Annotated in this window: 22 protein-coding genes; 11 read left to right on the forward strand and 11 right to left on the reverse strand. The window is 66.1% G+C overall.

The annotated features are described in order from the left end of the window. Window positions 1-95: 95 nt before the first annotated feature. Together C0V75_RS10370 and C0V75_RS10375 are read right to left on the reverse strand one after the other, a co-directional pair. Window positions 96-1,346: a DegT/DnrJ/EryC1/StrS aminotransferase family protein gene (locus C0V75_RS10370; RefSeq protein WP_101920880.1), complete on the reverse strand. Its 1,251-nt coding sequence runs from the start codon at window positions 1,344-1,346 to the stop codon at window positions 96-98. Then, on the reverse strand, window positions 1,346-2,020 hold the full coding sequence (locus tag C0V75_RS10375) for an HAD hydrolase-like protein (RefSeq protein ID WP_254216460.1): 675 nt from the start codon (window positions 2,018-2,020) through the stop codon (window positions 1,346-1,348). The genes C0V75_RS10370 and C0V75_RS10375 overlap by 1 nt, the downstream gene beginning before the upstream one ends. A gap of 84 nt (window positions 2,021-2,104) precedes the next feature. On the opposite strand from C0V75_RS10375, the gene glmU reads away from it, so the two are divergent. Genes glmU through C0V75_RS10405 form a run of 6 tightly spaced genes read left to right on the forward strand, consistent with a single transcriptional unit; the run spans window position 2,105 to window position 8,812 of the window. Then, complete coding sequence (glmU, locus tag C0V75_RS10380; protein ID WP_101920881.1) at window positions 2,105-3,460, forward strand: bifunctional UDP-N-acetylglucosamine diphosphorylase/glucosamine-1-phosphate N-acetyltransferase GlmU; 1,356 nt, start codon at window positions 2,105-2,107, stop codon at window positions 3,458-3,460. Beyond that, window positions 3,460-5,280: a glutamine--fructose-6-phosphate transaminase (isomerizing) gene (glmS, locus tag C0V75_RS10385; protein ID WP_101920882.1), complete on the forward strand. Its 1,821-nt coding sequence runs from the start codon at window positions 3,460-3,462 to the stop codon at window positions 5,278-5,280. Before glmU ends, glmS begins: the two co-directional genes overlap by 1 nt. Beyond that, the gene (locus tag C0V75_RS10390) at window positions 5,277-5,963 is read left to right on the forward strand and encodes a DNA alkylation repair protein (protein ID WP_101920883.1); all 687 of its coding nucleotides are present in this window, start codon (window positions 5,277-5,279) and stop codon (window positions 5,961-5,963) included. Before glmS ends, C0V75_RS10390 begins: the two co-directional genes overlap by 4 nt. A 24-nt stretch (window positions 5,964-5,987) precedes the next feature. Next, window positions 5,988-7,235 (forward strand): Hsp70 family protein, encoded by a 1,248-nt coding sequence (locus tag C0V75_RS10395; RefSeq protein ID WP_101920884.1) that lies wholly within the window; start codon window positions 5,988-5,990, stop codon window positions 7,233-7,235. A gap of 54 nt (window positions 7,236-7,289) precedes the next feature. Continuing rightward, window positions 7,290-8,456, forward strand: a complete 1,167-nt coding sequence (locus tag C0V75_RS10400; RefSeq protein WP_101920885.1) for a M20 aminoacylase family protein — start codon at window positions 7,290-7,292, stop codon at window positions 8,454-8,456. After that, the gene (locus C0V75_RS10405) at window positions 8,453-8,812 is read left to right on the forward strand and encodes a DUF1304 domain-containing protein (RefSeq protein ID WP_101920886.1); all 360 of its coding nucleotides are present in this window, start codon (window positions 8,453-8,455) and stop codon (window positions 8,810-8,812) included. Before C0V75_RS10400 ends, C0V75_RS10405 begins: the two co-directional genes overlap by 4 nt. Here the strand turns inward: C0V75_RS10405 and C0V75_RS10410 are convergent. The 5 genes from C0V75_RS10410 to argE all read right to left on the reverse strand — a co-directional run bounded on the left by C0V75_RS10410 (window position 8,809) and on the right by argE (window position 15,320). Beyond that, window positions 8,809-9,807, reverse strand: a complete 999-nt coding sequence (locus tag C0V75_RS10410; RefSeq protein ID WP_101920887.1) for a cytochrome d ubiquinol oxidase subunit II — start codon at window positions 9,805-9,807, stop codon at window positions 8,809-8,811. The two genes, C0V75_RS10405 and C0V75_RS10410, sit on opposite strands and share 4 nt — an antisense overlap. Before the next feature lie 5 nt (window positions 9,808-9,812). Beyond that, the gene (locus C0V75_RS10415) at window positions 9,813-11,171 is read right to left on the reverse strand and encodes a cytochrome ubiquinol oxidase subunit I (RefSeq protein ID WP_101920888.1); all 1,359 of its coding nucleotides are present in this window, start codon (window positions 11,169-11,171) and stop codon (window positions 9,813-9,815) included. A 233-nt stretch (window positions 11,172-11,404) separates the two neighbouring features. After that, entirely contained in the window at window positions 11,405-12,418 is a 1,014-nt protein-coding gene (gene moaA / locus C0V75_RS10420; RefSeq protein ID WP_101920889.1) for a GTP 3',8-cyclase MoaA, read from the reverse strand. Window positions 12,419-12,795: 377 nt separating this feature from the next. Continuing rightward, on the reverse strand, window positions 12,796-14,139 hold the full coding sequence (locus C0V75_RS10425; protein ID WP_173861070.1) for an FAD-binding oxidoreductase: 1,344 nt from the start codon (window positions 14,137-14,139) through the stop codon (window positions 12,796-12,798). Continuing rightward, a complete protein-coding gene (argE, locus tag C0V75_RS10430; RefSeq protein ID WP_101920891.1) occupies window positions 14,139-15,320 on the reverse strand; it encodes an acetylornithine deacetylase in 1,182 nt (393 codons plus the stop codon). The genes C0V75_RS10425 and argE overlap by 1 nt, the downstream gene beginning before the upstream one ends. Before the next feature lie 212 nt (window positions 15,321-15,532). Here argE and C0V75_RS10435 point away from each other — a divergent pair, with 212 nt between their 5' ends. The 5 genes from C0V75_RS10435 to C0V75_RS10455 all read left to right on the forward strand — a co-directional run bounded on the left by C0V75_RS10435 (window position 15,533) and on the right by C0V75_RS10455 (window position 21,301). Beyond that, the gene (locus tag C0V75_RS10435; protein WP_101921271.1) at window positions 15,533-16,543 is read left to right on the forward strand and encodes an ABC transporter ATP-binding protein; all 1,011 of its coding nucleotides are present in this window, start codon (window positions 15,533-15,535) and stop codon (window positions 16,541-16,543) included. After that, entirely contained in the window at window positions 16,536-17,588 is a 1,053-nt protein-coding gene (locus C0V75_RS10440; RefSeq protein WP_101920892.1) for an ABC transporter ATP-binding protein, read from the forward strand. Before C0V75_RS10435 ends, C0V75_RS10440 begins: the two co-directional genes overlap by 8 nt. Further along, window positions 17,585-19,288 (forward strand): peptide ABC transporter substrate-binding protein, encoded by a 1,704-nt coding sequence (locus C0V75_RS10445; RefSeq protein ID WP_101920893.1) that lies wholly within the window; start codon window positions 17,585-17,587, stop codon window positions 19,286-19,288. The genes C0V75_RS10440 and C0V75_RS10445 overlap by 4 nt, the downstream gene beginning before the upstream one ends. An 89-nt stretch (window positions 19,289-19,377) precedes the next feature. Continuing rightward, window positions 19,378-20,385 carry an ABC transporter permease gene (locus C0V75_RS10450; RefSeq protein ID WP_101920894.1) on the forward strand — a complete coding sequence of 336 codons (1,008 nt, stop codon included), beginning with the start codon at window positions 19,378-19,380 and terminating at the stop codon, window positions 20,383-20,385. Next, window positions 20,378-21,301, forward strand: a complete 924-nt coding sequence (locus C0V75_RS10455) for an ABC transporter permease (RefSeq protein WP_101920895.1) — start codon at window positions 20,378-20,380, stop codon at window positions 21,299-21,301. Before C0V75_RS10450 ends, C0V75_RS10455 begins: the two co-directional genes overlap by 8 nt. Here C0V75_RS10455 and C0V75_RS10460 read toward each other — a convergent pair. The 4 genes from C0V75_RS10460 to C0V75_RS10475 all read right to left on the reverse strand — a co-directional run bounded on the left by C0V75_RS10460 (window position 21,298) and on the right by C0V75_RS10475 (window position 26,733). Continuing rightward, window positions 21,298-22,158: a DUF6544 family protein gene (locus tag C0V75_RS10460; RefSeq protein ID WP_101920896.1), complete on the reverse strand. Its 861-nt coding sequence runs from the start codon at window positions 22,156-22,158 to the stop codon at window positions 21,298-21,300. The genes C0V75_RS10455 and C0V75_RS10460 overlap by 4 nt on opposite strands. Window positions 22,159-22,232: 74 nt before the next feature. Then, window positions 22,233-23,516, reverse strand: a complete 1,284-nt coding sequence (locus C0V75_RS10465) for a DUF3422 family protein (RefSeq protein ID WP_101920897.1) — start codon at window positions 23,514-23,516, stop codon at window positions 22,233-22,235. 198 nt (window positions 23,517-23,714) lie between these two features. Then, complete coding sequence (locus C0V75_RS10470) at window positions 23,715-25,148, reverse strand: NAD(P)(+) transhydrogenase (Re/Si-specific) subunit beta (RefSeq protein ID WP_101920898.1); 1,434 nt, start codon at window positions 25,146-25,148, stop codon at window positions 23,715-23,717. Between the two features lie 13 nt (window positions 25,149-25,161). After that, the gene (locus tag C0V75_RS10475) at window positions 25,162-26,733 is read right to left on the reverse strand and encodes a Re/Si-specific NAD(P)(+) transhydrogenase subunit alpha (protein WP_101920899.1); all 1,572 of its coding nucleotides are present in this window, start codon (window positions 26,731-26,733) and stop codon (window positions 25,162-25,164) included. Window positions 26,734-26,806 lie beyond the last annotated feature (73 nt).

Below are 26,806 nucleotides of genomic sequence, written 5' to 3' on the forward strand. Positions count from 1 at the left end.
GCACAAAGGCGAAAATTCTTCACAGAAGAATTTTCCGATCCTGCCCGGCAGGATCGACCGGAAAAATTTTCGTACGAAAATTTTTCGCCCCGGCCTCAATCGGCCAGTGGCACCGCCACCGCCGCCTCTTCGCCCGTCTGCTGCACCGCCAGGACCTCGGCCCTGATGATCCGCGCGATCAGAGTGCAATCCTCGGGGGCAAAGGTCAGCGGCACCCGCATGTCGATCAGCCCCGCCAGCACCCGGTCGGTCGCCGGCAGCGGTGCAGGCTCGGCATAGCGCCAATGCTCATAGCGGCTGGTAAAGGCCACCGGCTCCGCCGCGCCGAACCACTTCAACTCCACCCCCCGCGCCGCGCAGCGCGCGATCAGCGCGCGGATGCGGCCCTCCGGCCAGTCCGGCAGGCGGAACTGGAAGGAAGACCCGACATAGGTCTCTTCCTCCGGCCGCGGGATCAGCCGCAGCCCCGGCACATCCTCAAGCCCCGCTTCCAGCGTCCGGTAAAGCCGCCCCCAACGCGCCACCCGTTCCTCCAGCAGGCGCAATTGCGGCCGCAGGATCGCTGCGCGCAGATTGTCCATCCGGCCCGAGATGTTGGGAACGTCCAGCCGCAGCCCCTCGAACACCTCCACAGGCGGGGCCGCGCGGTGCCGGGCATAGAGCATATAGGACCCCGACAGCAGCACCGCCCGCGCCGCCACCTCGGCCTCATCGGTGATGATGAACCCGCCCTCGCCGGAATTCACATGCTTGTAGGTCTGCATCGAATAGCATCCCACCCGCCCATGCCGCCCCGAGGGCACCCCCCGCCAGCTTGCCCCCATCGTATGGGCGCAATCCTCGATCACCGTCACCCCCAGCGCATCGCAAAGCGCCATCAGCCGGTCCATGTCGCAGACATGCCCCCGCATATGCGACAGCAGCAACACCTTCGCCCCGCTCGCTTGCGCCTGAACCTCCAGATGCCGGAAGTCGATGGTCAGATCTTCCGTCACCTCCACAAACACCGGCCGCGCGCCGACCGAGGCAATCGCCCCCGGCACCGGGGCCAGCGTGAAGGCATTGGACAACACCGCCTCTCCCGCCTTCACCCCCACGGCGCGCAGCGCGCAGGCCATCGCATAGCCGCCCGAGGCGACCGCGAGGCAGTATTTCGCCCCGGTCAGCGCCGCGAATTCCTCTTCCAGAAGGGCAGTTTCCGCCACCTCTCCCGGCGCGGTGTTGTAGCGGTGCAGCCGCCCATGCCGCAGCACCTCCAGCGCCGCCGCGATCCCCTCTTCCGGGATCGGCTCCTGCTGGGTGAAACTCCCCGTGAAGCGTTCCGAACCCTCGCCCGCCCCGTCCATCAGCGCACCAGCCTTTCCGCCAGTTCCGGCAGATCATCGAAATGATCCAGCACCGCCTCCGGGTCAAGGCGCGTGATCCCCCGCCCCTCGGGACCAAAGGTCACAAGCGCGACAGGCACCCCCGCCGCGATCCCCGTCCTGCGGTCCGTCTCGGTATCCCCCACCAGCATCGACCGCGCAACCACACCGCCCGCCCGCTGCACCGAGGCCAGATAGGGCGCGGCATCGGGCTTCCGCACCGGCAGCGTATCCGCCCCCACCAGCGCATCAAACAGCCCCCGCACCCCCAGCCGCTGCATCAATGTCTCGGCCAGCCCCTCGGGCTTGTTGGTGCAGATGGCCGTGGCGAAACCGCGCTCCCGCAGCAGCTCCACCGCCGCCACGGCACCGGGATAAAGCCGCGTCTCGCGGCAGATGCCCTCGGCATAGGCGGCCAGCAGGCGGGGATATTGCGCCTCCACCTGCACCTCTGACCCCGCAATCCCCAGCCGCGCGAAGCCCAGCCGCAGCATCGCCTTCCCGCCATGGAAGGCTGTCAGCGCATCGCCCCCGTCCAGCACATCGCCATGCCCCAGATCGCGGAAACAGGCATTGGCCGCCGCCAGCAGATCGGCAGAGGTATCCGCCAGCGTCCCGTCCAGATCAAAGACCACCGTCCGCCGCCCCTGCAACACCGCGAAATCCTCCGTGAAGCGGGCCTCTCTTGCGGCCCGGCCCAATGGGGGTAAAACGGGCGGCAAAAGAAGGAAAGGGGCAGCATGCCGGTTTCGCTCATCGTTCTCGCCGCGGGTCAGGGCACGCGGATGAATTCCGACCTGCCCAAGGTGCTGCATCAGGTGGGCGCCGCCCCTCTCCTCCACCATGCCCTCGCCGCCGGCCGCGCGCTGGAACCGGAGGTGACCGTCGTTGTCACCGGCCATGGCGCCGAACAGGTGGCAAAATCCGCCCGCGCCTTCGACCCCGATATCCAGACCGCCCTCCAGGAAGAACAGAAGGGCACCGCCCATGCCGTCCTCCAGGCCGCGCCGCTTCTGGAAGGCGTGGCAGGCGATGCCCTCGTCCTTTACGGCGACACGCCCTTCATCCGCCCCGAAACGCTTCAGGCCATGCTCGACGCCCGTCGTCGCCATGCCGTCGTCGTCCTTGGCTTCCACGCCGCCGATCCAGGCCGCTATGGCCGCCTGATCGCCGAAGGCGACACCCTCCACCGCATCGTCGAATGGAAGGACGCGACCGAGGACGAACGCGCCGTCACGCTCTGCAATTCCGGCGTCCTCTGCGCCGATGCCGCCACGCTGATGCGCCTCTGCGCCGCCGTGGGCAATGCCAATGCCGCAGGCGAATACTACCTGCCCGATATCGTGGCCCTCGCCCGGGCCGAGGGCCTCTCCGCCGGCCTCATCCTCTGCGACGAATCCGAAACGCTGGGCATCAACACCCGCGCCGAACTCGCCCGCGCCGAGGCCGCCTTCCAGTCCCGCGCGCGGACCGAGGCGCTGGAAAACGGCGTCACCCTCACCGCCCCCGAAACCGTCTTCTTCGCCCTCGACACCCATGTCGGCCGCGACGCGATCATCGGCCCCAACGTCCTCTTCGGCCCCGGCGTCACCATCGAGTCGGGGGCCGAGGTGAAAGGCTTCTGCCATCTCGAAGGCTGCCACATCAGCCGCGGCGCCACTGTTGGCCCCTTCGCCCGCCTGCGCCCCGGCGCCGAACTGGCCGAGGATGTCCATGTCGGCAATTTCGTGGAAATCAAGAACGCCATCCTTGAAGAAGGCGTGAAGGTCGGCCACCTCACCTATCTCGGCGATGCCCATGTCGGTGAACACACGAATATCGGCGCGGGCACCGTCACCTGCAACTATGACGGGGTGATGAAGCACCGCACCACCATCGGCAAACGCGCCTTCATCGGGTCCGACACGATGCTCGTGGCCCCCGTCACCGTGGGCGACGGCGCGCTCACCGGATCGGGCTCCGTCATCACCGAAGACGTCCCGGCCGAGGCCATCGCGCTGGGTCGCGCAAAACAGGTCACCAAACCGGGGCTCGCCCCGAAATTGTTCGAAAAATTAAAATCCATCAAGGCATCCAAGCCAAAAGGGCAAGAATAATGTGCGGAATTGTAGGGGTTCTTGGCAACCACGAAGCGGCGCCGCTGCTGGTCGAGGCGCTGAAACGGCTCGAATATCGCGGCTATGACAGCGCCGGGATCGCCACCGTCAACAAGGGCCGGCTCGACCGCCGCCGCGCCGTGGGCAAGCTCGTCAACCTCTCCGACCTGCTGGTCCATGAACCGCTCGCCGGCAAGGCCGGGATCGGCCATACCCGCTGGGCCACCCATGGCGCGGCCACCGTCGCCAATGCCCATCCCCACCGCGCCGGCCCCGTCGCCGTCGTCCATAACGGGATCATCGAGAACTTCCGCGAGTTGCGCGAAGAACTCGCCGCCGCCGGTTACGTGCAGGAATCCGAAACCGATACCGAAACCATCGCCCTCCTCGCCCAGCTTCACATGGACAAGGGCGCAACGCCCGTCGAGGCCGCGCGCCAGACCCTTCACCGCCTGCACGGCGCCTTCGCGCTCTGCTTCCTCTTCGACGGGCAGGACGATCTGATGATCGCCGCGCGCAAGGGCAGCCCGCTCGCCATCGGCCATGGCAAGGGCGAGATGTTCGTCGGCTCCGACGCCATCGCGCTCGCCCCCCTCACCGACCGCATCACCTATCTTGAAGAGGGCGACTGGGCCGTCATCACCCGCCACGGCGCGGAAATCTTCGATGCGCAGGATCGCCGCGCCAACCGCGCCGAAACCCGCATCCAGATCGAGGCCACCCGCATCGAAAAGGCGGGCTACAAGCATTTCATGGCGAAAGAGATCGCCGAACAGCCCGTCGTCATCGCCGATGCGCTCAAGCATTACATCGGCCCCGACGGCAGCACGCTCAACCTGCCCGCCGAGGTGGATTTTGCAGCCGTGGACCGCATCACCATGGTCGCCTGCGGCACCGCCTCCTATGCCTGCCACGTCGCGAAATACTGGTTCGAACAGATCGCAGGGCTTCCCGCCGAAATCGACATCGCGTCGGAATTCCGCTACCGCGAACCGCCGCTCTCCCCCACCTCCTGGGCGCTTTTCGTCAGCCAATCCGGCGAAACCGCCGACACGCTCGCCGCCCTGCGCTATGCGAAGGAAAAGGTGGCCAAGGTCGTCTCGGTGGTGAACGTCCCCACCTCCTCCATCGCGCGGGAAAGCGACCTGTCGCTTCCGATCCTCGCTGGGGTCGAGGTCGGCGTCGCCTCCACCAAGGCCTTCACCTGCCAGCTCACCGTCCTCGCCCTCCTCGCCCTCAAGGCGGCGGTGGATCGCGGACGAATGGATGCGGCGGGCCTTGCCGCCCACCTGTCCGCCCTGCGCAACCTGCCCGGCCTGATGAACCACGCGCTTGGCCTCTCGCAGGCCATCGCCGACATCGCCGAAGACCTGGCCGAGGCGCAGGATATCCTCTTCCTCGGGCGCGGCGCGATGTATCCCATGGCCCTCGAAGGCGCGCTGAAACTCAAGGAAATCAGCTATATCCACGCCGAAGGTTACGCATCGGGCGAACTCAAGCACGGCCCCATCGCCCTGATCGACGCCCGCGTCCCCGTCATCGTCATGGCCCCCCGCGACGCGCTTTTCGAAAAGACCGTCTCGAACATGCAGGAAGTGATGGCCCGCCACGGCAAGGTGCTGCTCATCTCCGATGCCCAAGGCGTGGCCGAGGCGGGCAGCGGCACATGGGCCACCCTCACCCTGCCCGAGGTGCCGCCCGCCTTCGCGCCCATCCTCTACGCGGTCCCGGCGCAACTGCTCGCCTATCACACAGCCATCGCCAAGGGGACGGACGTGGACCAACCCCGCAACCTCGCCAAATCGGTGACGGTGGAATGACCCACCCCACCCCCGACAGCGCGCTGGCAGAGCTTCAGGCGCTGGCCGATCCCGTGAAGGCCGCCGAAATGGCGGCCTATCACAAGGCCCCGCGCAGCTATCTCGGCATCGCCGTCCCCGCCATCGAGGACCGGGTCGCAGACTGGCGCGCGGCGCTTTCGGTCGAAGACCGCACCGCCCTCGCCGCCGCCCTGTGGGAGACCGACATTCACGAGGCCCGCATCGCCGCCGCAAAACTCCTAACGCAGGCCCGCCTACGCCCCGACGGCCCGGCCTGGGATCTGATCTGCCGCTGGGCTGAGGGCTTCGACGGCTGGGCGCTGGCCGATCACGCCACCATCGCCGGGCAGAAGCGCCTCCTCGCCGATCCCGCCCGCATCGAAGCCGTCGAAGCCTGGACCCGGCATCCCAATATGTGGACGCGCCGCGCCGCCCTCGTCATAACCCTGCCCTATGCCAAGATGAACCACCCCAAACCGGGCGACCTGGCCATCCGCGACCGCGCCCTGTCATGGGTCGAAAGCTATATCCCCGATCGCGACTGGTTCATCCAGAAGGCCATCGCCTGGTGGCTGCGCGACCTCTCGAAACACGACGCCGCCCGCAGCCGCGCCTTCCTCGACGGTCCCGGCACCGCGCTCAAATCCTTCGCCCGCAAGGAAGCCGCCCGCCATCTGGCCTGACCGCCGCAACAGGAAAGGGCCAGCATGAGTTTCGCAGGCATCGACTTCGGCACCTCCAACTCCACCCTCGGTCTGGCCGATGCCACAGGCGCGCGCCTTCTGCCGCTGGAAGGGGAGGACGTCACCCTCCCCTCCGCCGTCTTCTTCCACAGCGATGATCCGCAGGTCGATTTCGGCCGCGCCGCCCTCACGGCCTATCTGGAGGGCGAAGATGGCCGCCTCCTGCGCGGCCTCAAATCCACCCTCGGCTCCGGCCTCATCAACGACCGCACCGCCATCGGCGCCCGCGCCATCTCCTTCCGCGACGTGCTGTCCCGCTTCATCGGCCATCTCCGCACCCGGCTCGACGCCGCCGCCCCCGGCATCGACCGCGCCGTCTTCGGACGCCCCGTCCATTTCGTCGATGACGACCCGGCAGGCGATGCCGCCGCGCAATCCGTGCTGGCCGAGATCGGCCATGCCTGCGGCTTCCGCCATATCGAATTCCAGTATGAACCCGTCGCCGCCGCGCTGCATTACGAACAGGGCCTGACGACCGAGGAACTCGTCCTCGTCTTCGATATCGGCGGCGGCACCTCCGACCTCTCGCTCCTCCGCCTCTCGCCCGCCCGCGCCCGCGCCCCGGACCGCAGCGCCGATATCCTCGCCACCGGCGGCATCCGCGTCGGCGGCACCGATTTCGACCGTCTCCTGTCGCTGGCCGAGGCGATGCCGCATCTCGGCTACCTCTCCACCTCCAAACAGGGCGCAGGCATCCTGCCCCGCCATTATTGGCAGGATATGGCCACATGGCACCGCATAAACGCGCTTTATGCCCCGCGCGTGATGGCCGATCTCAAAGGTCTGCGGCACGAGGCAGACAGGCCCGACCTCATCGACCGCATGATCCATGTCGTCACCCACCGCCACGGCCACGCCATCGCGATGGAGGTGGAACGCGCCAAGATCGCCCTCTCCGACTCTGACGCCACGCGCCTCATGCTCGCCCCCCTCACCACCGGCCCCAACCCGATGATCCGGCGCGATGCCTTCGACGCCGCCCTCGCCGCCCCCGTCGCCCGCATCCGCGCGCTCATCGACAGCACCCTGACGGACGCCGCCCTCACCCCCGACCGCATCGCCACCGTCTTCCTCACCGGCGGCTCCTCCCAACTCCCCCTCCTCCGTGCCATGGTGGCCAAGGCCCTGCCGCAGGCCCGCCTCGCCACGGGCGACATGCTCGGCTCCGTCGGCACCGGCCTTGCGCTCGACGCCCGCCGCCGCTTCGCCTGATCGCGCTTGCACCCGTCCGGCACTCCGCTACGCTCTTGGCAAAGGAGAGCCCCCATGCCCGTCAAGAACCGCTTCGCCGAACTCCTCCCCGAAATCACCGCCTGGCGGCGCGATTTCCACGAACATCCCGAACTGCTCTTCGACGTCCACCGCACCGCCGCCAAGGTGGCCGACCTCCTCCGCCAATTCGGCTGCGATGAGGTGGTGGAAGGCATCGGCCGCACCGGGGTCGTCGGCGTCATCAAGGGCAAGACCGATACATCAGGCCGCGTCGTGGGCCTGCGCGCCGATATGGACGCGCTGCCGATCATCGAACAGACGGGCGTCCCCTACGCCTCAAAGACCCCCGGCAAGATGCATGCCTGCGGCCATGACGGCCACACCGCCATGCTCCTCGGCGCCGCCAAATACCTCTGCGAAACCCGCAACTTCGACGGCACCACCGTCGTCATCTTCCAACCCGCCGAAGAAGGCGGCGGCGGCGGGCGCGAGATGGTCGCCGATGGCATGATGGATCGCTGGGGGATCCAGGAGGTGTACGGCATGCACAACATGCCCGGCATCCCCGTCGGCCATTTCGCCATCCGCAAGGGCGCGCTGATGGCCGCCGCCGACCAGTTCGAAATCACCGTCACCGGCAAGGGCGGCCATGCCGCGAAACCCCATGACTGCGTCGATACCACCGTCGTCGCCGCCCATATCATCGTGGCCCTGCAAACCATCGCCTCGCGCAATGTCGATCCGCTGAAACAGGTCGTCGTCTCCGTCTGCACCGTCGAAACCGACTCGACCGCCCATAACGTCATCCCCCAGGTGGTGAAGATGAAGGGCACCGTCCGCACCATGGACCACGCCGTTCAGGATTTCGTCGAACGCCGCATCGCCGAAATCGTCTCCGGCACCGCCATGGCGCTCGGCGCCACCGCCACGGTCAACTACGCCCGCGGCTACCCTGTCACCATCAATGCCGAGGCCAACACCGACTACGCCGTCGAAGTCGCGCGCCAGGTCTCCGGCAACGTGGACCCCGACACCGCCCCCCTGATGGGGGCCGAAGATTTCAGCTTCATGCTGAACGAACGCCCCGGCGCCTATGTCTTCGTGGGCAATGGCGACACGGCGATGGTCCACCACCCCGCCTACAATTTCGACGACAATGTCATCCCCTTCGGCAGCAGCTGGTATGCCGGCATGGTCGAAACGAGGATGCCCGCCGCATGATCGGCGGCATCCTCACCGCCGCCATCGGCGCGCTGCATGTCTATATTCTGGTGTTGGAGATGTTCCGCTGGGAACATCCCCGCACCCGCCGCGCCTTCGGCACGAGCGAGGATTTCGCGCGCGCGACAAAGGTCCTCGCCGCCAATCAGGGCCTCTACAACGGCTTCCTCGCCGCCGGCCTCTTCTGGGCCGTCCTCGCAGGCACCACCACCGACGGCCGCCCCCTCGCCCTCTTCTTCCTTGCCTGCGTCCTGATCGCGGGCCTCTACGGCGCGGCCACCGCCAGCCGCCGCATCCTCTTCATCCAGGCGCTGCCCGCCGCCCTCGCCCTGGCCGCCGTCACGCTGCGCCTCTAGTCATAGGACAGCTTGGTCGCCTTCCCGCGAAAGATCACATAGGCCAGCACCGTATAGCCAAGGATCATCGGCAGCACGACCAGCGTGCCGACAAGGATGATCGACAGGCTCTCCGTCGCCGCCGCCGCCTCCCAGATCGTCAACTGCTCCGGCACGATATAGGGGTAAAAGCTGTAGGCCATCCCGAAGAAGCCCAGCACCATCAAGACCACCGCCCCCGCAAAGGGAAACCAGGAAAAACTGTCATTCGCCGTGGGCAACCGCCGCAACGACAGCCACAACAGCGCCACCAGCAGCCCCGACATCAGGGGCAAAGGTGCCAGCGCCACGATCTCGGGGAAACGGAACCACTTGTCGAAGATCCGCGCGCTCACCAAAGGCGTCGCGACCGACACCGCGCCCATCCCCAGCACCATCCCCCAGATGCCGCCCTTGGCCCAATCCACGGCCTTCCGCTGCAACACCCCGTCGGTCTTCAGGATCACCCAGGCTGCCCCGATAAAGCTGTAGGCCACGGCCAAAGCCCCCGCCGTCAGCAGCGAAAACGCCACCTTGGCCCAGGTCCATTCCAGACCCATCACATACATCCCCAACATGAAGCCCTGCGCCAAGGCCGTCATCAAGGACCCGGCCCAAAAGGCCACATCCCAAGGCCGCTTGTGCCCCAGCGGTGCCTTGGCGCGGAACTCGAACGCCACCCCCCGCAGGATCAACCCGATCAGCATCACCGCCACCGGCAGATAAAGCGCCGTCAGAATATCCCCATGCGCCACCGGAAAGGCCACCAGCAGGATGCCGATGGCCAGCACCAGCCAGGTCTCATTCGCATCCCAGAACGGCCCGATGGAGGCGACCATGCGATCCCGCTCCGCCTCCTCGGCAAAGGGAAACAGCAACCCGACCCCAAGGTCGAACCCGTCCAGCACCACGTAAAGCAGGATCGACACGCCCATCAGCGCGGCAAAGATCAGGGGCAAGGCCTGCGGATCAAACATCGCGCTCACTCCGCAGGCTGCATGCCGGGGCTGGCCACCGGCGCATCATAGCGCCCGCCCTTCCGCGCCAGATGGAAGATCACCCCCACATAGGCCGCCAGCAGCGCCAGATAGACCGCCACATAGGCAATCAGCGTCGAAAGAACCATGCCCCCCGCGATATCCCCCACCGCATCCTTCACCGTCAGCACCCCATGCACCAGCCAGGGCTGACGGCCGATCTCGGTCGTGTACCACCCCGCCAGCGTCGCGCCCCAACCGGCAAAGGTCATCCCCGTCAGGCCCCAGAGATACGGCTTCGGCAGCCCCTCCACCCCGCGCCGCCACAGCATCCAGGCACCCGCCCAGCTTGCCACCAGCATCAGCATCCCGATCCCCACCATGATCCGGAAGGACCAGAAGACCGGCGACACGGGCGGATGCAGCACCGTCCCATCCTCGGCAACAAAGTCATTCAGCCCCGGCACCACCCCCGCCGGGTCATGCTTCAGGATGACGGATGCCATCGACGGAATCCCGATCTCGAAGGCATTGCTGCGCGTCTCCTCATCCGGCAGCGCGAACAGCAGCAGCGGCACATTTCCTCGCGTCTCCCAGTTCCCCTCCATCGCCGCCACCTTGGCCGGCTGATGCTCCAGCGTGTTCAACCCATGCATGTCGCCCGCGAGGATCTGCACCGGGATCAGCACCGCCCCCAGCGCCACGCCGAAGCGCAGCCCCGTCGCCACCTCCGGCGCACGGTCCCCGCGCAGCCAGCGATAGGCCGACAGACCGGCGATCAGGAAGGCCACCGTCAACCCGCTCGCCAGCAGCATATGCGCCAGACGATAGGGCATCGACGGGTTGAAGATGATCGCCCACCAATCCACCGCATAGACGATGCCATCCCGCACCTCATGCCCCACCGGCGTATGCATCCAGGAATTCAGGACAAGGATCCAGAAGGCGCTCATCGTCGTCCCGAAGGCGACAAGAAAGGTCGCCAGCGTATGCAGCCATCCCGGCACCCGGCTCGCCCCGAACAGCATGATGCCCAGGAACACCGCCTCAAGGAAGAAGGCCGTCAGCACCTCATAGGCCAGCAAGGGCCCCGCCACATTCCCCACCACTTCCATGAAGCCCGGCCAGTTGGTGCCGAACTGGAAGGACATGGTGATCCCCGACACCACGCCCAGCGCGAAGGACAGCGCGAAGACCTTCACCCAGAACAGGTAAAGGTCCATCCACTTGCGGTCCCCGGTCCGGTTGAAGCGCAGCTTGAAGAACAGAAGCACCCATCCCAGCGCGATGGTGATCGTCGGGAAGAGGATGTGGAAAGAGATATTCGCCGCAAACTGGATGCGGGACAGCAATAGCGTATCCATGAGTCACCTTTCACAGTTACGGCCAAGATAGGCCGCCCCGCGCGCGATGCGAGGGGTCTGCGACCGGCTGCCCCATGCGACAGGCTGTCAATACGGCTTGCGGTTAACCCGATCCTACCCCGCCGCGCGTGGCCACAGTTTGCTGCACAGAATGCGGCACAGCTTACGGCACAGCCATTTTGCCGGAAATGCAACGATTAACCAACAACACCAAGGGCTTGGAAAAAACCGCCTCACCCCCCGGTATGGCTCATATGCCGCGACACCTGCCCGCTCACCGTCTGCCGCGAATAGTCGAAATCATGCCCTTTGGGCTTCCGCGCGATCGCCGCCCGGATCGCCTCTTCCACCAGCCCATCCTCGGCACTCGCCCGCAAGGGCGCCCGCAGATCGGCCATGTCCTCCTGACCAAGGCACATGTACAGCTCCCCGGTGCAGGTCAGCCGCACCCGGTTGCAGCTTTCGCAGAAATTATGGGTCAAGGGCGTGATGAACCCCACCTTCTGCCCCGTCTCCTCCAGCCGGACATAGCGCGCAGGCCCCCCCGTCCGCTCCGCCAGATCGGTCACCGTAAAGCGTTCGGCATAGCGCGCCCGAACCTCCTTCAGACTCCAGTATTGCCCCAGCCGATCCTCGCCACCCAGATCCCCCATCGGCATCACCTCGATCCAGGTCAGGTCATGCCCCTCCGCCGCGCACCAGTCGGTCAGCGAGAATTGCTCCTCCTCGTTGAACCCCTTCAGCGCCACCGCATTGATCTTCACCCGCAGCCCCGCCGCCTTGGCAGCCGCGATCCCCTCCAGCACCTGCCCCAGCCGCCCCCAGCGCGTGATCGCCGAAAACTTTGCCGTATCAAGGGTATCAAGCGAGACATTGATCCGTCGCACCCCGCATTCCGCCAGCTCGGCCGCATATTTCGCCAGTTGCGACCCGTTGGTCGTCAGCGTCAATTCGCGCAAGGCGCCCGTCTCAAGATGGCGCGACATGGCCCGGAAAAAGGTCATGATCCCCTTCCTGACCAAAGGCTCCCCCCCGGTGATGCGCAGCTTCTCCACCCCCAGCCGGACAAAGGCCGAACAGAGCCGGTCCAATTCCTCCAGCGTCAGAAGTTCCGCCTTGGGCAGGAATGTCATGTTCTCCGCCATGCAATAGGTGCAGCGGAAATCGCAGCGATCCGTCACCGACACCCGCAGATAGGAAATCGGACGGGCAAAGGGATCAATCAGGGGGGCAGCGCGCGCGGTCATGCGCAAAACCTTAAGGTTTCCGCCCCACCCTCGCAAGGCAGGTCACAAGCGACCCGACCCCGACCTTCGTCCCGCCCTGCCCGTCGCCCTGACCGTCGTCCTTCACCACCAAAGGTCCATAGGAAATCCCTGCCCCGCACAACCCATTAAGGTTAACGCCCCCGCCCTTTCACCTTGGCCCAAATACTCAAATCGACGCCCCCACCCGCGCCACGCCAGGAAGCAAACGGCCCAAGTCCCGCGACCACCAAACGGACCGGGCAATCCGGCCAATCCCAATGCCAAGCGTTTAGGAACCCTTAAGATTAACGCCCCGCCCCTTCACCTTGGCCCAAATACTCAAAAAACCCCCAACCCCAGGCACAAGGCCGAAAGGATCAGAGCGACGGCCCCGGCACCAAGGCCGACCCATCCGAAAACCGCGACAGGCGGAACCGCGCAAGGTCATGCCCCACCGCCTCCCCCGCCACCAGATCGGCCACCACCCGCCCCATGCCGGGCCCGATCCCGAACCCATGCCCGCTCATCCCCGTGGCGATCACCAGCCCCGGCACCGCCGCCACCCGGTCCACCACCGGCACCACATCCGGCATCGTGTCGATCATCCCGCCCCAGGCCGCCCGCAGCTTCGGCCGCCCCAGCCCCGGAAAGGCCGTCGCCATCGCCGCCTGCACCCGCCCGATCCGCTCCATGTTCGGCGCCGGGTTCAACACCCGCATCGCCTCGAAGGGCGACACCTCGTCGCCGCCCCAGCGCCGCTTCGTCCCCCAGGCGTCGGGATAGCCCGCCGGGGCCGCCGCCTTGAATGCCGTTGACCGGAAATCCTTTTTCAGAACAGGTAGATAGGTCCCGAAATTGCGAAACGCATCCGGCCCGACAAAGAAATCATGCCCCGATCCCGGCGCGATGGAATAGCCACCATCCTGCCGCCGCCGGAAGGCGAAATCATCGTCACAGGCATTGCCCGCAAAGACCTCCGCCATAGGCTCCGTCGCCGCCACACTGGCCAGCACGGCCAGTTGCGGGATGGCCACCCCTTCCGCCCGAAGGAACAGCGACGACCAGGCTCCCCCGGCCACCACCACCTGATCGCAGGCAATCCGCCCCTTCTCGGTAAAGACCCCCGTCACCCGCCCGCCCTGCACGTCCAGCCGCCGCACCGCGCAGCCTTCCAGAACCACCGCCCCCCGCGCCACCGCCCCTTCCACCAGCGCAGGCACCGCCGCCCAGGGCTCCCCCCGCGCATCCGACGGCGTCAGCAATCCCCCGGTCCAGCCCTTCACGCTGCCCTTCAACCGCTCCGCCACCGTGCCGGAACTCACCATCTGGCTGTCCACGCCAAAGGCCCGCGCCTCGGCAAGCCAGGCCGCGAAGCCTGCCATCTCGCGCTCGGTCTTGGCGAGGTACAACACCCCCTCCTGCCGAAACCCCAGCCTTTCGCCGAACTCCTGCGCCAGCGATTTCCAGATACGCATACTCTCCATCATGATGGGCAATTCGCCCATGTCCCGCCCCTGCTGGCGGATCCAGCCCCAGTTGCGGCTGGATTGCTCTCCGGCGATTCTGCCCTTTTCACAAAGGGTTACGCGCAACCCCTTCTCGGCCAGAAACCAGGCCGTCATCACCCCGATGACCCCGCCGCCCAGCACCACCACGTCACAGGCCCTGGGCGCCTCCCCCCCGAACCGGATGGGGGACGCCTCGGAAATCGGAAACCGCATCATGCCGCCAACTCCTCCAGCAGCCGCTCCATGAAGCGCTGCCCTGCCTGAAACTCGCTCACCGCCAGCCATTCATCGGCCTGATGCGCCTGCGCGATGTCACCCGGCCCGCAGATCGCGGCGGAATAACCCGCCTCCTGAAACTGCCCCGCCTCCGTGCCATAGGACACGACCCCCACCGCATTCCCCCCCGTCAGCCGCCGGATCAGCGCCTCGGCCTCCCCCTCCGTCTCCGGCACCAGCGCAGGCACCCCGAAGAACCGTTCCAGATGGATGCCCGCCTCCGGGCGCACAGCCTTCATCCGCGCCTCCACCCGCGCGACTTCGGAAAGGAAATCAGACACATGCGCCTCGATCTCCTCCCCCGGCACCACCCGCATCTCCAGCGCGAAACGGCATTCGGCCGCGGTGATGTTATGCGCCGTCCCGCCCGAAATCATGCCCACATGCAGCGTGGTGAAGGGCGGATCGAACCCCGCCGCCACCGGCGAAACCGCCTGCGCCTGAATCCAAGCATTGCGCTCATTCGCCCATTGGATCAGCCGCGCCCCCTCCATGATCGCCGACACGCCAGAGGGCAGCAGCGAGGAATGAACCTCGAACCCTTTCACATGGACATGGAACCCCGTCCCGCCCTTGTGCCCGTTCACCACCTGCATCCCCGACGGCTCGCCGATCACCGCCACGGCCCCCTTGGGCAGCACGCCCTGCATCGCCGCGATCATCGGCGGCGCGCCGGTGCAGCCCACCTCCTCGTCATAGCTCAGCGCGATCTGCAAGGGCCGCTTCACCCCGCGCCGCTGCGCCTCCACCAGCGCCCAGATGGCCAGCGCATCGAACCCTTTCATGTCGCAGGTCCCGCGCCCGTAAAGCCGCCCCTCCCGCTCCACCACCGTCCAGGGGTCCGATGTCCAATCCTGCCCGTCCACCGGCACCACATCCGTATGGCCCGACAGCACCACCGCCCCCTCCTCCCAGGGGCCGACATGGGCGAACAGCGCTGCTTTCGTCCGATCCTCGTTCCAGTGGCGATGGGCCGTGATCCCCTGCCCGGCCAGATAGTCCTCCACCCAATCCACCAGCGGCAGATTGCTGTCCCGGCTCACGCTGGGAAAGGCCACCAGACGATCAAGAATTTCACGAGGGGTCAGAGGGGCAGAGACAAGCGGGCGCGCGGACATTCGATGCTTTCCTGTGCAACCCGCCCACGTTGGCGGCTTGCCGCCGCAGGGTCAAGGGTGACAGGCCCGCGCTGATGATGACGCAAGGTAAGCCCGCACAAGCGGCTTGCGGGAGGGCGAAAAATCTCTAACACTCACCCCAACACGCCGGGACCAAGGGCAAAGCCACCCGGAAAAACAACAATAATCATGTGACCTTGGGGGGTCTTTTCATGCCCGACGGGGCTTCGCCCGTCCTCGATGTGCGGGGACTAAAGACCGTTTTCAAGACCCGCGGTGGCGAGATTCATGCCGTGAACTCCGTCAGCTTCCACCTGCGCCCCGGTGAACTTCTGGGCGTGGTGGGGGAAAGCGGTTCGGGCAAATCCGTCACCATGATGTCCCTGATCGGGCTCCTCCCCTCCCCACCCGCCGAGGTGCGCGGGGGTGAGGTGCTGCTCGGCGGGCGCGATCTCCTGAAACTCGCCCCCCGCGACCTTCAGGCCGTGCGCGGCGCCAAGGTCGGCTTCGTCTTCCAGGACCCGATGACCAGCCTCAACCCGGTCTTCACCGTGGGCAACCAGATCATGGAACCCCTGATGAAGCATATGGGGATGACCAAGGCACAGGCCACCAACCGCGCGGCGGAACTGCTCGATCTCGTCGGCATTCCCGATGCCCGCAAACGACTGAAATCCTACCCGCACCAGTTTTCCGGCGGCATGCGCCAGCGCGTGATGATCGCCATCGCCCTGGCCTGCGACCCCGATGTCCTGATCGCCGACGAACCCACCACTGCGCTGGACGTCACGATCCAGGCCCAGATCATCGAACTGGTCAAGGACCTGCGCCAGAAGCTCGGCATGGCCATCGTCTGGATCACCCATGACCTCGGCGTCATCGCCGGAATCGCCGACCGCGTCATGGTCATGTATGGCGGGCAGGTCGTCGAACAGGCCCCGGTGAAGGAGCTTTTCGCCAATCCCCGGCACCCCTATACCCGCGCGCTGCTGAAAACCGTGCCCGCCCTCACCGGCGCCCGCGCCGCGCGGCTGGAGGTGATCCAGGGCCAGCCGCCCATCCTTCAGGGCGAACCCGTGGCCTGCCCCTTCCGCGCCCGCTGCGCCCATGCCCTTCCGCGCTGCGAGGCGGAAAACCCCGCCCGCCGCGCCATCGACGGCCTGCCCGTCGGTCACGGCCATGATGTCGCCTGCCACTGGTCACCGGAGGCGGCCCATGCCTGAACCCCTCGTCAAGGTCCGCGACCTCAAGATGCACTTCCCCATCCATGCGGGCATCCTGCGCCGCAAGGTCGGCGCGGTGAAGGCCGTCGATGGCGTCAGCTTCGACATTTTCGAAGGCGAAACCCTTGGACTCGTGGGCGAATCCGGCTGCGGCAAGTCCACCGTGGGCCGCGCCCTCCTGCGGCTTTACGAACCGACCTCCGGCTCGGTCGTGATCGGGGGCGAGGATATCGCCACCCTCGCCCCCGACGCGCTGCGCAAGAAACGCCCCACCATGCAGATGGTCTTTCAGGACCCGCAGGCCAGCCTCAACCCCCGCATGACCGTCGCCGCCATCATCGGCGAACCGCTCGACGAACACACCGACTGGGACGAGGCGAAGAAGACTGAACGCGTCTATGAGCTGATGGATCAGGTCGGCCTCAACCGCCGCTTCGCCAACCGCTATCCGCACGAATTCTCGGGCGGCCAGCGCCAGCGTATCGGCATTGCCCGCGCCCTTGCCCTCAATCCCCGTTTCATCGTCTGCGACGAACCCATCGCCGCGCTGGACGTGTCGATCCAGGCGCAAGTCGTGAACCTCTTGGAAGACCTGCAAGACAGGCTCGGCCTCACCTATCTCTTCATCTCCCACGACCTTTCCATGGTCCGCCACATCGCCGATCGGGTGGCGGTCATGTATCTGGGCCAGATCGCGGAACTTTCCCCCCGCGACGCGCTCTATGCCGCGCCTCTGCACCCCTATGCACAGGCCCTTCTCTCCGCCGTGCCCGAAGCCGACCCCGCGGTCGAAGCGACGCGCCAGCGCATCATCCTCAAGGGCGACGTGCCCTCCCCTGCCAATCCGCCCAAGGGCTGCAACTTCTGCACGCGCTGCCCCAAGGTCATCCCCCTCTGCCGCGAGGAAAAGCCGCGCCTCTCCGAGGTGCAGCCGGGCCGCTTCGTCGCCTGCCATCTGGTCGCGGCAAATCAAGATACCGCCGGGGGGCATGCATCCCCCGGCCCCGAGGTGCGCGAGCACAACCAACAAGGAGAACTGTCATGAACTTCAGAACCGCCCTTCTGGGCGCTGCGGCGGCCTTCGTGCTGGCCCCGGCGGCCCATGCCGAACGGGGCGCCGACGGCGAGGTCAAGGTATTCTACTACCAGGCCGTCTCGACGCTGAACGCCTACCTGTCCTCGGGCACCAAGGACGTCGAGGCGGGCTCGCTCGTCCTCGAACCGCTCGCGGGCTTCGATCAGGACGGCCAGCTCTTCCCGCGACTCGCGCAGGATATCCCCACGGTCGAAAACGGCGGCGTCTCCGCCGACCTGACCTCGATCACCTGGAAACTGAAGGAAGGTCTCCTCTGGTCCGACGGCACCCCCGTCACCTCGGCCGACGTGAAATTCACCTGGGAATACTGCACCCATCCCGAAGGCGGCTGCGCCCAGGGCGCCAAATATGAAGGCGTGAAATCAGTCGATACCCCCGATGACCTGACCGTCGTCGTCACCTTCGAAAACCCGAAACCCTATCCCTATCAGCCCTTCACCGGCGGCACCGCGCCGATCCTCCAGAAGGCGCAGTTCGAAGCCTGCATGGGCCCGGCCGCCCAGACCTGCACCGAACAGAACTCCAAACCCATCGGCACCGGCCCCTTCATCGTCACCGACTTCAAGGTGAATGACGTGGTGACGCTGGAAGCCAACCCCAACTACCGCGACCCGGCCAAGCCCGCCTTCGCCAAGGTCACGCTCAAGGGCGGCGGCGACGCGCTGGCGGCGGCTTCGGCGGTCATGGAAACCGGCGAATTCGATTACGCCTGGAACACCCAGATCAACCCCGAACAGCAGGCCCAGATGGAAGCCGGCGGCAAGGGCACCTTCGTCAACGCCTTCGGCACGCTGGTCGAACGGATCGAGATCAACATGACCAACCCCGACCCGGCCCTGCCGGAAGGCGAACGGTCCACGATCAAGCATCCGCATCCGATCCTGACCGATGCCAATGTCCGCAAGGCGCTCTCCATCGCCATCGACCGTCAGACGCTCGTCGATGTCGGCTATGGCGGCGCGGGCCGTCCGACCTGCAACCTCGTCCCGGCCCCGGCTTTCCAGGCCTCGGACAACACCGCCTGCCTGACGCAGGATATCGAAGGTGCCAAGGCCCTGCTGGAAGGCGCCGGCTGGACCGACAGCGATGGCGACGGCATCCGCGACAAGGATGGCAAGAAGCTCAGCCTTGTCTATCAGACCACCGTCAACCCGGTCCGTCAGGACTTCCAGGCCCTGATCAAGGGCTGGTGGAACGAGATCGGCGTCGAAGTGGAACTGAAGGCAATCGACCCGTCGGTCTTCTTCGGCGGTGACGCGGCCTCGCCCGACACCTTCCAGAAGTTCTATGCCGACGTCGAGATGTATGCCAACAACTTCGACGGCACGGATGCCGAGCCCTACATGTCGCAATACCTCTGCGACAAGATCCCGGGCCCGGACAACCAGTGGCAGGGCGAGAACATCAACCGCTTCTGCGACCCGGCCTATGACGCGCTGGTCAAGGAGCTTTCCACCACCTCGGGCATCGAAGCCCGCGGCGCGCTGGTGATGAAGCTGAACGACATGCTGACCAAGGACAGCAACATCGTGATCCCGCTGGTGGACCGCGGCCGCTTCTCGGCCAAGTCCAACACGCTCGAGGGCTTCGTTATGAACTCCTGGGACACCGAGCTGTGGAACGCGCAGGACTGGACCCGCGCGAAGTGATCTGACGCTTCAGGGGCGCGCGGCGGCTTGGCCCGCCCGCGCGCCCCGCCCTTTCCGCCTCTTTCCCTGCCAGTATCCTTGGGACGTCCATGCTGACATTCACGCTCCGGCGACTGCTGACCGCGATCCCGACGCTGCTTCTCATCAGCCTCGTGATCTTCCTTCTGGTCGATCTCGCCCCCGGCAGCCCGCTGTCCGACGTCCCCCTCACGGTGCCCCCCGAGGTGCGCCAGAAGATGCTGGAAGCGATGGGCGCGGATCAGCCCGTGCTGGTGCGCTATCTGCTCTGGCTGAAACAGTTCTTCTGGATCGAACCGCTTTACGGCATCGACGCCCTCTTCGGCACCGATTTCGCCCAAGGCGCGCAGCGCATCATCAGTTGGCAGTCCAAGATGCCGGTGATGGACACGATCGGCGAACGCCTGCCCCAGACCCTCACCGTCGTCGGCACCGCCTATCTGATCGGCGTGCTGATCGCGCTGCCCATCGGCATCTATTCCGCCTATCGCCAGTATTCCTGGTTCGACCAGGCGGGTACCTTCTTCGCCATGGCGGGCTTTTCCGTCCCCACCTTCTTCACCGGCAACATCCTGATCCTGATCTTCGCGGTCAATCTGGGCTGGTTCCCCACCATCTACGACACCAATCTCGAAGTGGTGGACTGGGCCAGCTTCAAGCAGATGCTCGCCCAGATGGCCCTGCCCGTCATGGTGCTCGCCCTCTTCAACGCGGCCGAGATCAGCCGCTACACCCGCTCTTCCGTCCTTGAAAACCTTGGTCAGGATTACGTCCGCACCGCGCGGGCCAAGGGGATGGGCGAAGGCAAGGTCGTGCTGAAACACGTGCTGCGCAACTCGCTGATCCCGGTCGTCACCGTCATCGCGCTGGGTCTGCCCACCGTCTTCGGCGGTGCCATCGTGACCGAGCAGATCTTCAAGATCAACGGCATCGGCGCCATGCTGATCGGGGCGATCAACGTCTCCGACCTGCCCACGGTGCAGACCGTCACTTTCATCTTCGCGGTGCTCATCGTGATGTTCAACCTGATCGCCGACATCCTCTACGGCATCCTCGACCCGCGGATCCGCTATGACTGACACGACCCTCAATATCGAAAAGGTCCGCGGCCCCTGGGCCGACGTCTGGGCACAATTCCGCAAGCACAAGGGGGCCATGGCCGCCCTCGTCATGCTGGGAACCCTCGCCATCTTCTGCCTGCTCGGCCCGCTGGTCTGGCGGATCGACCCGAACTTCATCGAAAGCGACACGGTGAAGATGTTCAAGATGCGCAACCAGGGGCCATCCTTCGCCCATCCGCTCGGCACCGATCAGCTTGGCCGCGACATGCTGGCCCGCATGATGTTCGGCGGGCGCATCTCGCTCGCCGTCGGCACCGTGGCCATGCTGGTGGCCATCTTCATCGGCACCACGGTCGGCGTGATGGCAGGCTATTTCCGCCGCATCGACGGCCTGCTGATGCGACTCACCGATCTCTTCCTCGCCCTGCCGCTCCTGCCGCTGCTGCTGGTGATGATCTTCCTCTTCCGCGATCCCATCGCGGGCGTGCTCGGCCCCCGCCTCGGCACCTTCCTCCTCATCGTCATGGCCATCGGCCTGACAAGCTGGATGCAGGCCGCCCGCGTCGTGCGGGGTGAGGTGCTGGCGCTCAAGGAACGCGAATTCGTCCTCGCCGCCCGCTCCATCGGCACGCCTTCGCGCCGCATCATCACCCGCCACATCCTGCCCAACGTGCTCTCGCCCGTCCTCGTGGCAGCCACGCTCGGCATCGCGGCGGCGATCATCACGGAATCCGTGCTCTCCTTCCTCGGCCTCGGCTTCCCGCCCGATTTCCCGACCTGGGGCCGCCTCCTCTATGACGGCATCGCCGAGATCCGCACCTATCCGGAACGGGTGCTCTGGCCCGGCCTCGCCATCTCGCTCACCGTCCTGTCGGTGAACTACATCGGCGACGGCCTGCGCGACGCCCTCGATCCCCGCATCCGGGGCCGCTAGGGCGCAGGCAGGGGCCGATAGGCCGTCACCCGCCCCCGCCAATAGGGCTTCGTCCCTTCGGGCAGGACCCAGGACACCTCGCCGCGCATGGGGACCATCACCCCATCCCGCCGCTCATAGGCCCACCAGCGCCCTTCCCAGGGCGTCGGCACCATCTTCCCCGCCACCGTCCGGCCCCGCGCCTCGGCCCGGATCGACGTGACCAGATCATCCGCCCCGAAACGGAACAGCAACCGCACCTCCACCGCCCCATCCACCAGCCGCGCCTCGGCGCTGCGGTCATCGACGGCCCGCCACTGCACCCCATTGCCGGGCAGCAGAACGCCCGGATACCAGGGCGCCTCGGCCAGCCAGCGCAAAAGCTCGCCCTCCGCGATGGCTCCCCCACCCTCCAGCCGCGCCAGCGGCACCAGACCCAGGATCGCCGGCACCAGAACCCCCTCGCCCGCCACATAGGCGTCGATCACCCGCACCGGCAGCCCCGGCGCCATGACCACAGCCCCATCCCAGACGAAACCCGGCCGCCCCAGCGTCACCGTCTGGCGCGAGGTGAAGCGCTTCCAGTTGTCCACGCCTTCGCCCATGTTGAACCGCCCCTCATGGGCCATCTCCACCCGGCCCGGCAGATCACCCCCCGCCGGCAGCACCTTGCGCAGATAGCGCGCCACGGGCGGCGGCAGCCCGTCCAGCGCGGCAGGATCGAACCGACGCACCGCCAGACCGCGCTCCTCGGCCAGCATCCGCCGCAGCAGCGCCTCCACCTGCCCGGACCAGCGCCAGGCGCCCAGCGCCACGGCACCGCCCCAGATCAGCAGCAGAAGAAGGACCGCCCCCACGCCCAGTTTCGCCCAGACCATCGCGCACCCCCCAAATCGAACCGGGGGTAAGTCTGGCACAAGACGCGCAGCCGCGCCTTGATCCCGCGCAAGTCTCAGTCGAAATGGTTTCGGATACGCCGCACCATCAGCCAGACGCCGACCAGCACGACAGGCGTCAGGATTGCCAGCAACGCGCCATGCGACAGATGCACCCGATGCGCCAGCGGCTCCAGAGCATAGGCCGCCAGATTCACCGCGTAATAGCTGATCGCCACCGTGGACAGGCCTTCAACCGTGCGCTGCAACCGCAATTGCAAGTCCGCCCGCTTGTCCATGCTTTCCAGCAGCTTCTGGTTCTGCGCCGACCGCTCCACATCGACCCGCGTCCGCAAGAGTTCCGCCGCCCGCTGCGCCCGCTCCGCCATGCTCTTTAGCCGCGCCTCGGCGGATTTCACGGTCCGCATCGCGGGGTCATAGCGGCGCATCATGAATTCACCGAAGGTCTGCCGCCCCTGTATCCGCTGCTCCCGCATCACCTCGATCCGCTGGTTGACGATGGCCTCATAGGCCGCCGTCGCGCCAAAGCGGAAGGAGAACTGCACCGCAAGGCTCTCCAACTCGGCCGAAATCGTCAGCAATTCATGCAGCGCCGCCTCGGGCGACCGTTCCGTCGTATCCAGCGCCGACACCAGCGCCATCAATTGCGGGTCCAGCGCGTTCAGCCGCGCCGTCAACTGCCGCGCCCGCATCAGGCCCAGCATCGACATCGACCGATAAGTCTCCACCTCGCACAGCCGCTGCACGATCCGCCCCACGCGGCGGCTGCCCGTGCCGGGCCGCACGAAGACGGCAAAGCGCATATGCCCCGCCGGATCAATCCGGAAATCCCCCGCCACGATGGCCGCCCCATCCACCACACGGCTCACGGCAAGGCTTTCGGGAACGAACCATTCCTCCAGCTTGGCCATGACCGCATCGTCATCCTCCGGCAGTTCCTCGATCCGGATCAGCACCGAACAGATGCGCTTGCCCGGCGCGGCGGTCAGCCAATCCTCGGGAAAGACCTCCGCCTCTGCCGGGTCGAAGGGCCGCTTGGAAAGGCCGGGGCCGAAGGCGGAATAGGTGACGAACTCGGTATGGCTTTCCCATTTCAGGTCATGCCGCCCGATGGGGCCGGAAAAATGGGTCGCATCCGGCTGCGGATGGGCCGAGGCATGGCGATCCAGCAGCGCCAGAAGATGCGCGCGATCCTTGCTGCGGTCGCGGTTCGCGGCGTCCACCGGCTCCTTGATGGCCATATAGACGGCATGGCTCGGCACATCGAGCGACGGGAACGGCCGCGCGTGCAGCTCGTTCACAAGGGCATAGCGCAGCGGGTGGTCGGGGATCGTGGGCATGGTCGTCCTGCGTCTCTTTCCCGCGAGGTAGGGCGCGCCGCGCCGCGCTTCCAGTGAATTGCAGGAATACAAGGGTATGCAACCCGGATGTTGCAGAAAAGCCCGCCGCCTGTGCAGCCTTGCGGCCCTGATGCCGCGAAAAAGGCCCCGGTCTTGCGACCGGGGCCCCGTAGGATGGGCCATGCGGCCCATCCCGCGTCAGTCGATCATCGGCAGAAGCTGGTCGATGGATTTCTTCGCATCGCCATAGAACATCCGCGTGTTCTCCTTGAAGAACAGCGGGTTCTCGATCCCCGAATAGCCCGTCCCCTGCCCGCGCTTGGACACGAAGACCTGCTTCGCCTTCCAGCATTCCAGAACCGGCATCCCGGCGATGGGGCTGTTGGGGTCTTCCTGTGCCGCCGGGTTCACGATGTCATTCGACCCGATCACGATGGCCACGTCCGTTTCGGGGAAGTCCTCGTTGATCTCGTCCATCTCGAGAACGATGTCGTAAGGCACCTTCGCCTCGGCCAGCAGCACGTTCATGTGGCCGGGCAGACGTCCCGCGACGGGGTGGATGGCGAAACGCACGTTCTTCCCCTTCGCCCGCAGCTTCCGCGTCAACTCGCTGACCGATTGCTGCGCCTGCGCCACCGCCATGCCATAACCCGGGATGATGATGACGCTGTCCGCATCGTTCAACGCCGCCGCCACGCCTTCGGCATCAATCGCAATCTGCTCGCCCGTCACTTCCATCGCGGGGCCCGTCGTGCCCCCAAAGCCGCCGAGGATCACGCTGATGAAGGACCGGTTCATCGCCTTGCACATGATGTAAGACAGGATCGCACCGGAAGACCCGACCAGCGCGCCCACCACGATCAGCAGATCATTGGACAGCGAGAAGCCGATCGCCGCCGCCGCCCAGCCGGAATAGCTGTTCAGCATCGACACGACCACCGGCATGTCCGCCCCGCCGATCCCCATGATCAGGTGATAGCCGATGAACAGCGCGGCCAGCGTCATCACCAGAAGCGCCAGAGTGGAGCCAGACTGGAGGTAAACGAACAGCAGCACCAGCGAGATGATCGCCGCCCCCGCATTCAGCGCATGCCCACCGGGCAGCTTCTTGGCCTTGCCATCCACCTTTCCGGCCAACTTGCCAAAGGCGATGACGGAACCGGTGAAGGTCACGGCCCCGATGAAGACGCCAAGGAAGGTCTCCACCCGCAGGATGGCCACCTCGACCGCGGTCTTTTCGGCAACCTTCGCGGCAAAGCCCGTCAGCGCCTGCCGCGCTGCCTCGTCCATTCCGGCAATCGCGGTCAGTTCGATATGGGTGTTGAACCCGATGAAGACCGCCGCCAGACCCACAAGAGAGTGCATCGCCGCCACAAGCTGCGGCATCTCGGTCATCTGCACCCGCTGCGCCACATACCAGCCGATCACGCCGCCCACGGCGACCATGACCAGCGAAATCAGCCAGTTGCCCGCACCCGGCCCATAAAGCGTCGCCGCCACGGCCAGCGCCATGCCGACGATCCCGTACCAGACCGCGCGCTTGGCGCTTTCCTGGCCGGACAGCCCGCCAAGGGACTGGATGAAAAGAACAGCCGCAACGACATAGGCGGCGGTGGTGAATCCGTATTCCATCGCGCGCTACTCCTTACGACTTCTGGAACATGGCGAGCATGCGCCGGGTGACCATGAAGCCCCCGAAGATGTTGATCCCCGCCATGAAGACCGACAACGCCGCAAGGATGACAACCAGCCAGTTGCCCGACCCGATCTGCATCAGCGCACCAAGGATGATGATCGACGAAATCGCATTGGTCACCGCCATAAGGGGCGTGTGCAGCGAATGCGACACGTTCCAGATCACCTGCACGCCGACATAGACCGACAGCACGAAGACGATGAAATGCGACATGAAGCTTGCCGGAGCGTACAGCCCCGCCGCAAGGATCAACCCGCCACCGACCACAAGCATCGCCACCTGATCACGCGTCTGCTTCTTGAAGGCAGCCGCCTCCTGCGCCCGCTTCTCCTCGGGCGTCAGTTCCTTCGGCTTCTCCTTGGGCTTGGCCGCCGCGATAGCCGCGATCTTCGGCGGCGGCGGCGGATAGGTCACCGCGCCCTCATGCGCCACGGTCGCGCCGCGGATCACGTCATCCTCCATGTTGTGGTGGATCACGCCGTCCTTCTTGGGCGTCAGGTCCGTCAGCATGTGGCGGATATTGGTGGCATAAAGCGTCGAGGCCTGCGCCGCCATCCGGCTGGGGAAATCGGTGTAACCCACGACGGTCACGCCGTTTTCCGTGACGATCTTCTGATCCGGCACCGTCAGGTCGCAGTTCCCGCCGCGTTCGGCGGCAAGGTCCACGATGACCGACCCGCGCTTCATCATCTTGACCATGTCCTCGGTCCACAGCTTCGGCGCGGGCCGGCCGGGGATCAGGGCGGTGGTGATGACGATGTCCATCTCGGGCGCAAGCTCGCGGAACTTCGCCAATTGCTTCTCGCGGAACTCGGGGGAGGACGGGGCCGCATAGCCCCCCGTCGCAGCGCCATCCTGCGTCTGTTCGAATTCGAGGAAGACGAAATTCGCCCCCATCGATTCGATCTGCTCGGCCACTTCGGGCCGCACGTCGAAGGCATGCACGATCGCACCCAGGGACACGCTGGTCCCGATCGCCGCAAGCCCCGCCACGCCCGCACCGACGATCAGAACCTTGGCCGGGGGCACCTTGCCCGCCGCCGTCACCTGCCCCGTGAAGAAGCGGCCGAAATTGTTGCCCGCCTCGATCACCGCGCGATAACCCGCGATATTGGCCATCGACGACAGCGCATCCATCTTCTGCGCGCGGGAAATCCGCGGCACCATGTCCATGGCAACGACCGTCGCGCCGGCATCCGCCACCTGCTTCAGCAGGGCCTCGTTCTGCGCCGGCCAGAAGAAGGAAATCAGCGTCTGCCCCTTCTTCAGCAGCGCCGCTTCCGACGCTTCGGGTCCGCGCACCTTCACCACCACATCCGCCGCCGCGAAGACGGCCTTCGCATCCGGCAGCACTTCGGCCCCCGCCGCGCGATAGGCCTCGTCCGAGAACCCGGCCTTCGCCCCGGCCCCGGCCTCGATCACGCTCGTATGGCCCAGCTTGGCCAGCGCCTGAACCGAATCGGGCGTCATCGCCACCCGGTTCTCACCCTCGAAAATCTCTCTCGGTGCCCCGATCTTCACGCTATTTCCCCCGGTTTACGCTGCGGGTGCAGCAATTCGCTCTTTCTGACCGCGCCTTTACCACTGCGCAAGA

Origin of the sequence: Tabrizicola sp. TH137, assembly GCF_002855575.1 — a bacterium.
Classification (GTDB): Bacteria; Pseudomonadota; Alphaproteobacteria; order Rhodobacterales; family Rhodobacteraceae; genus Paragemmobacter.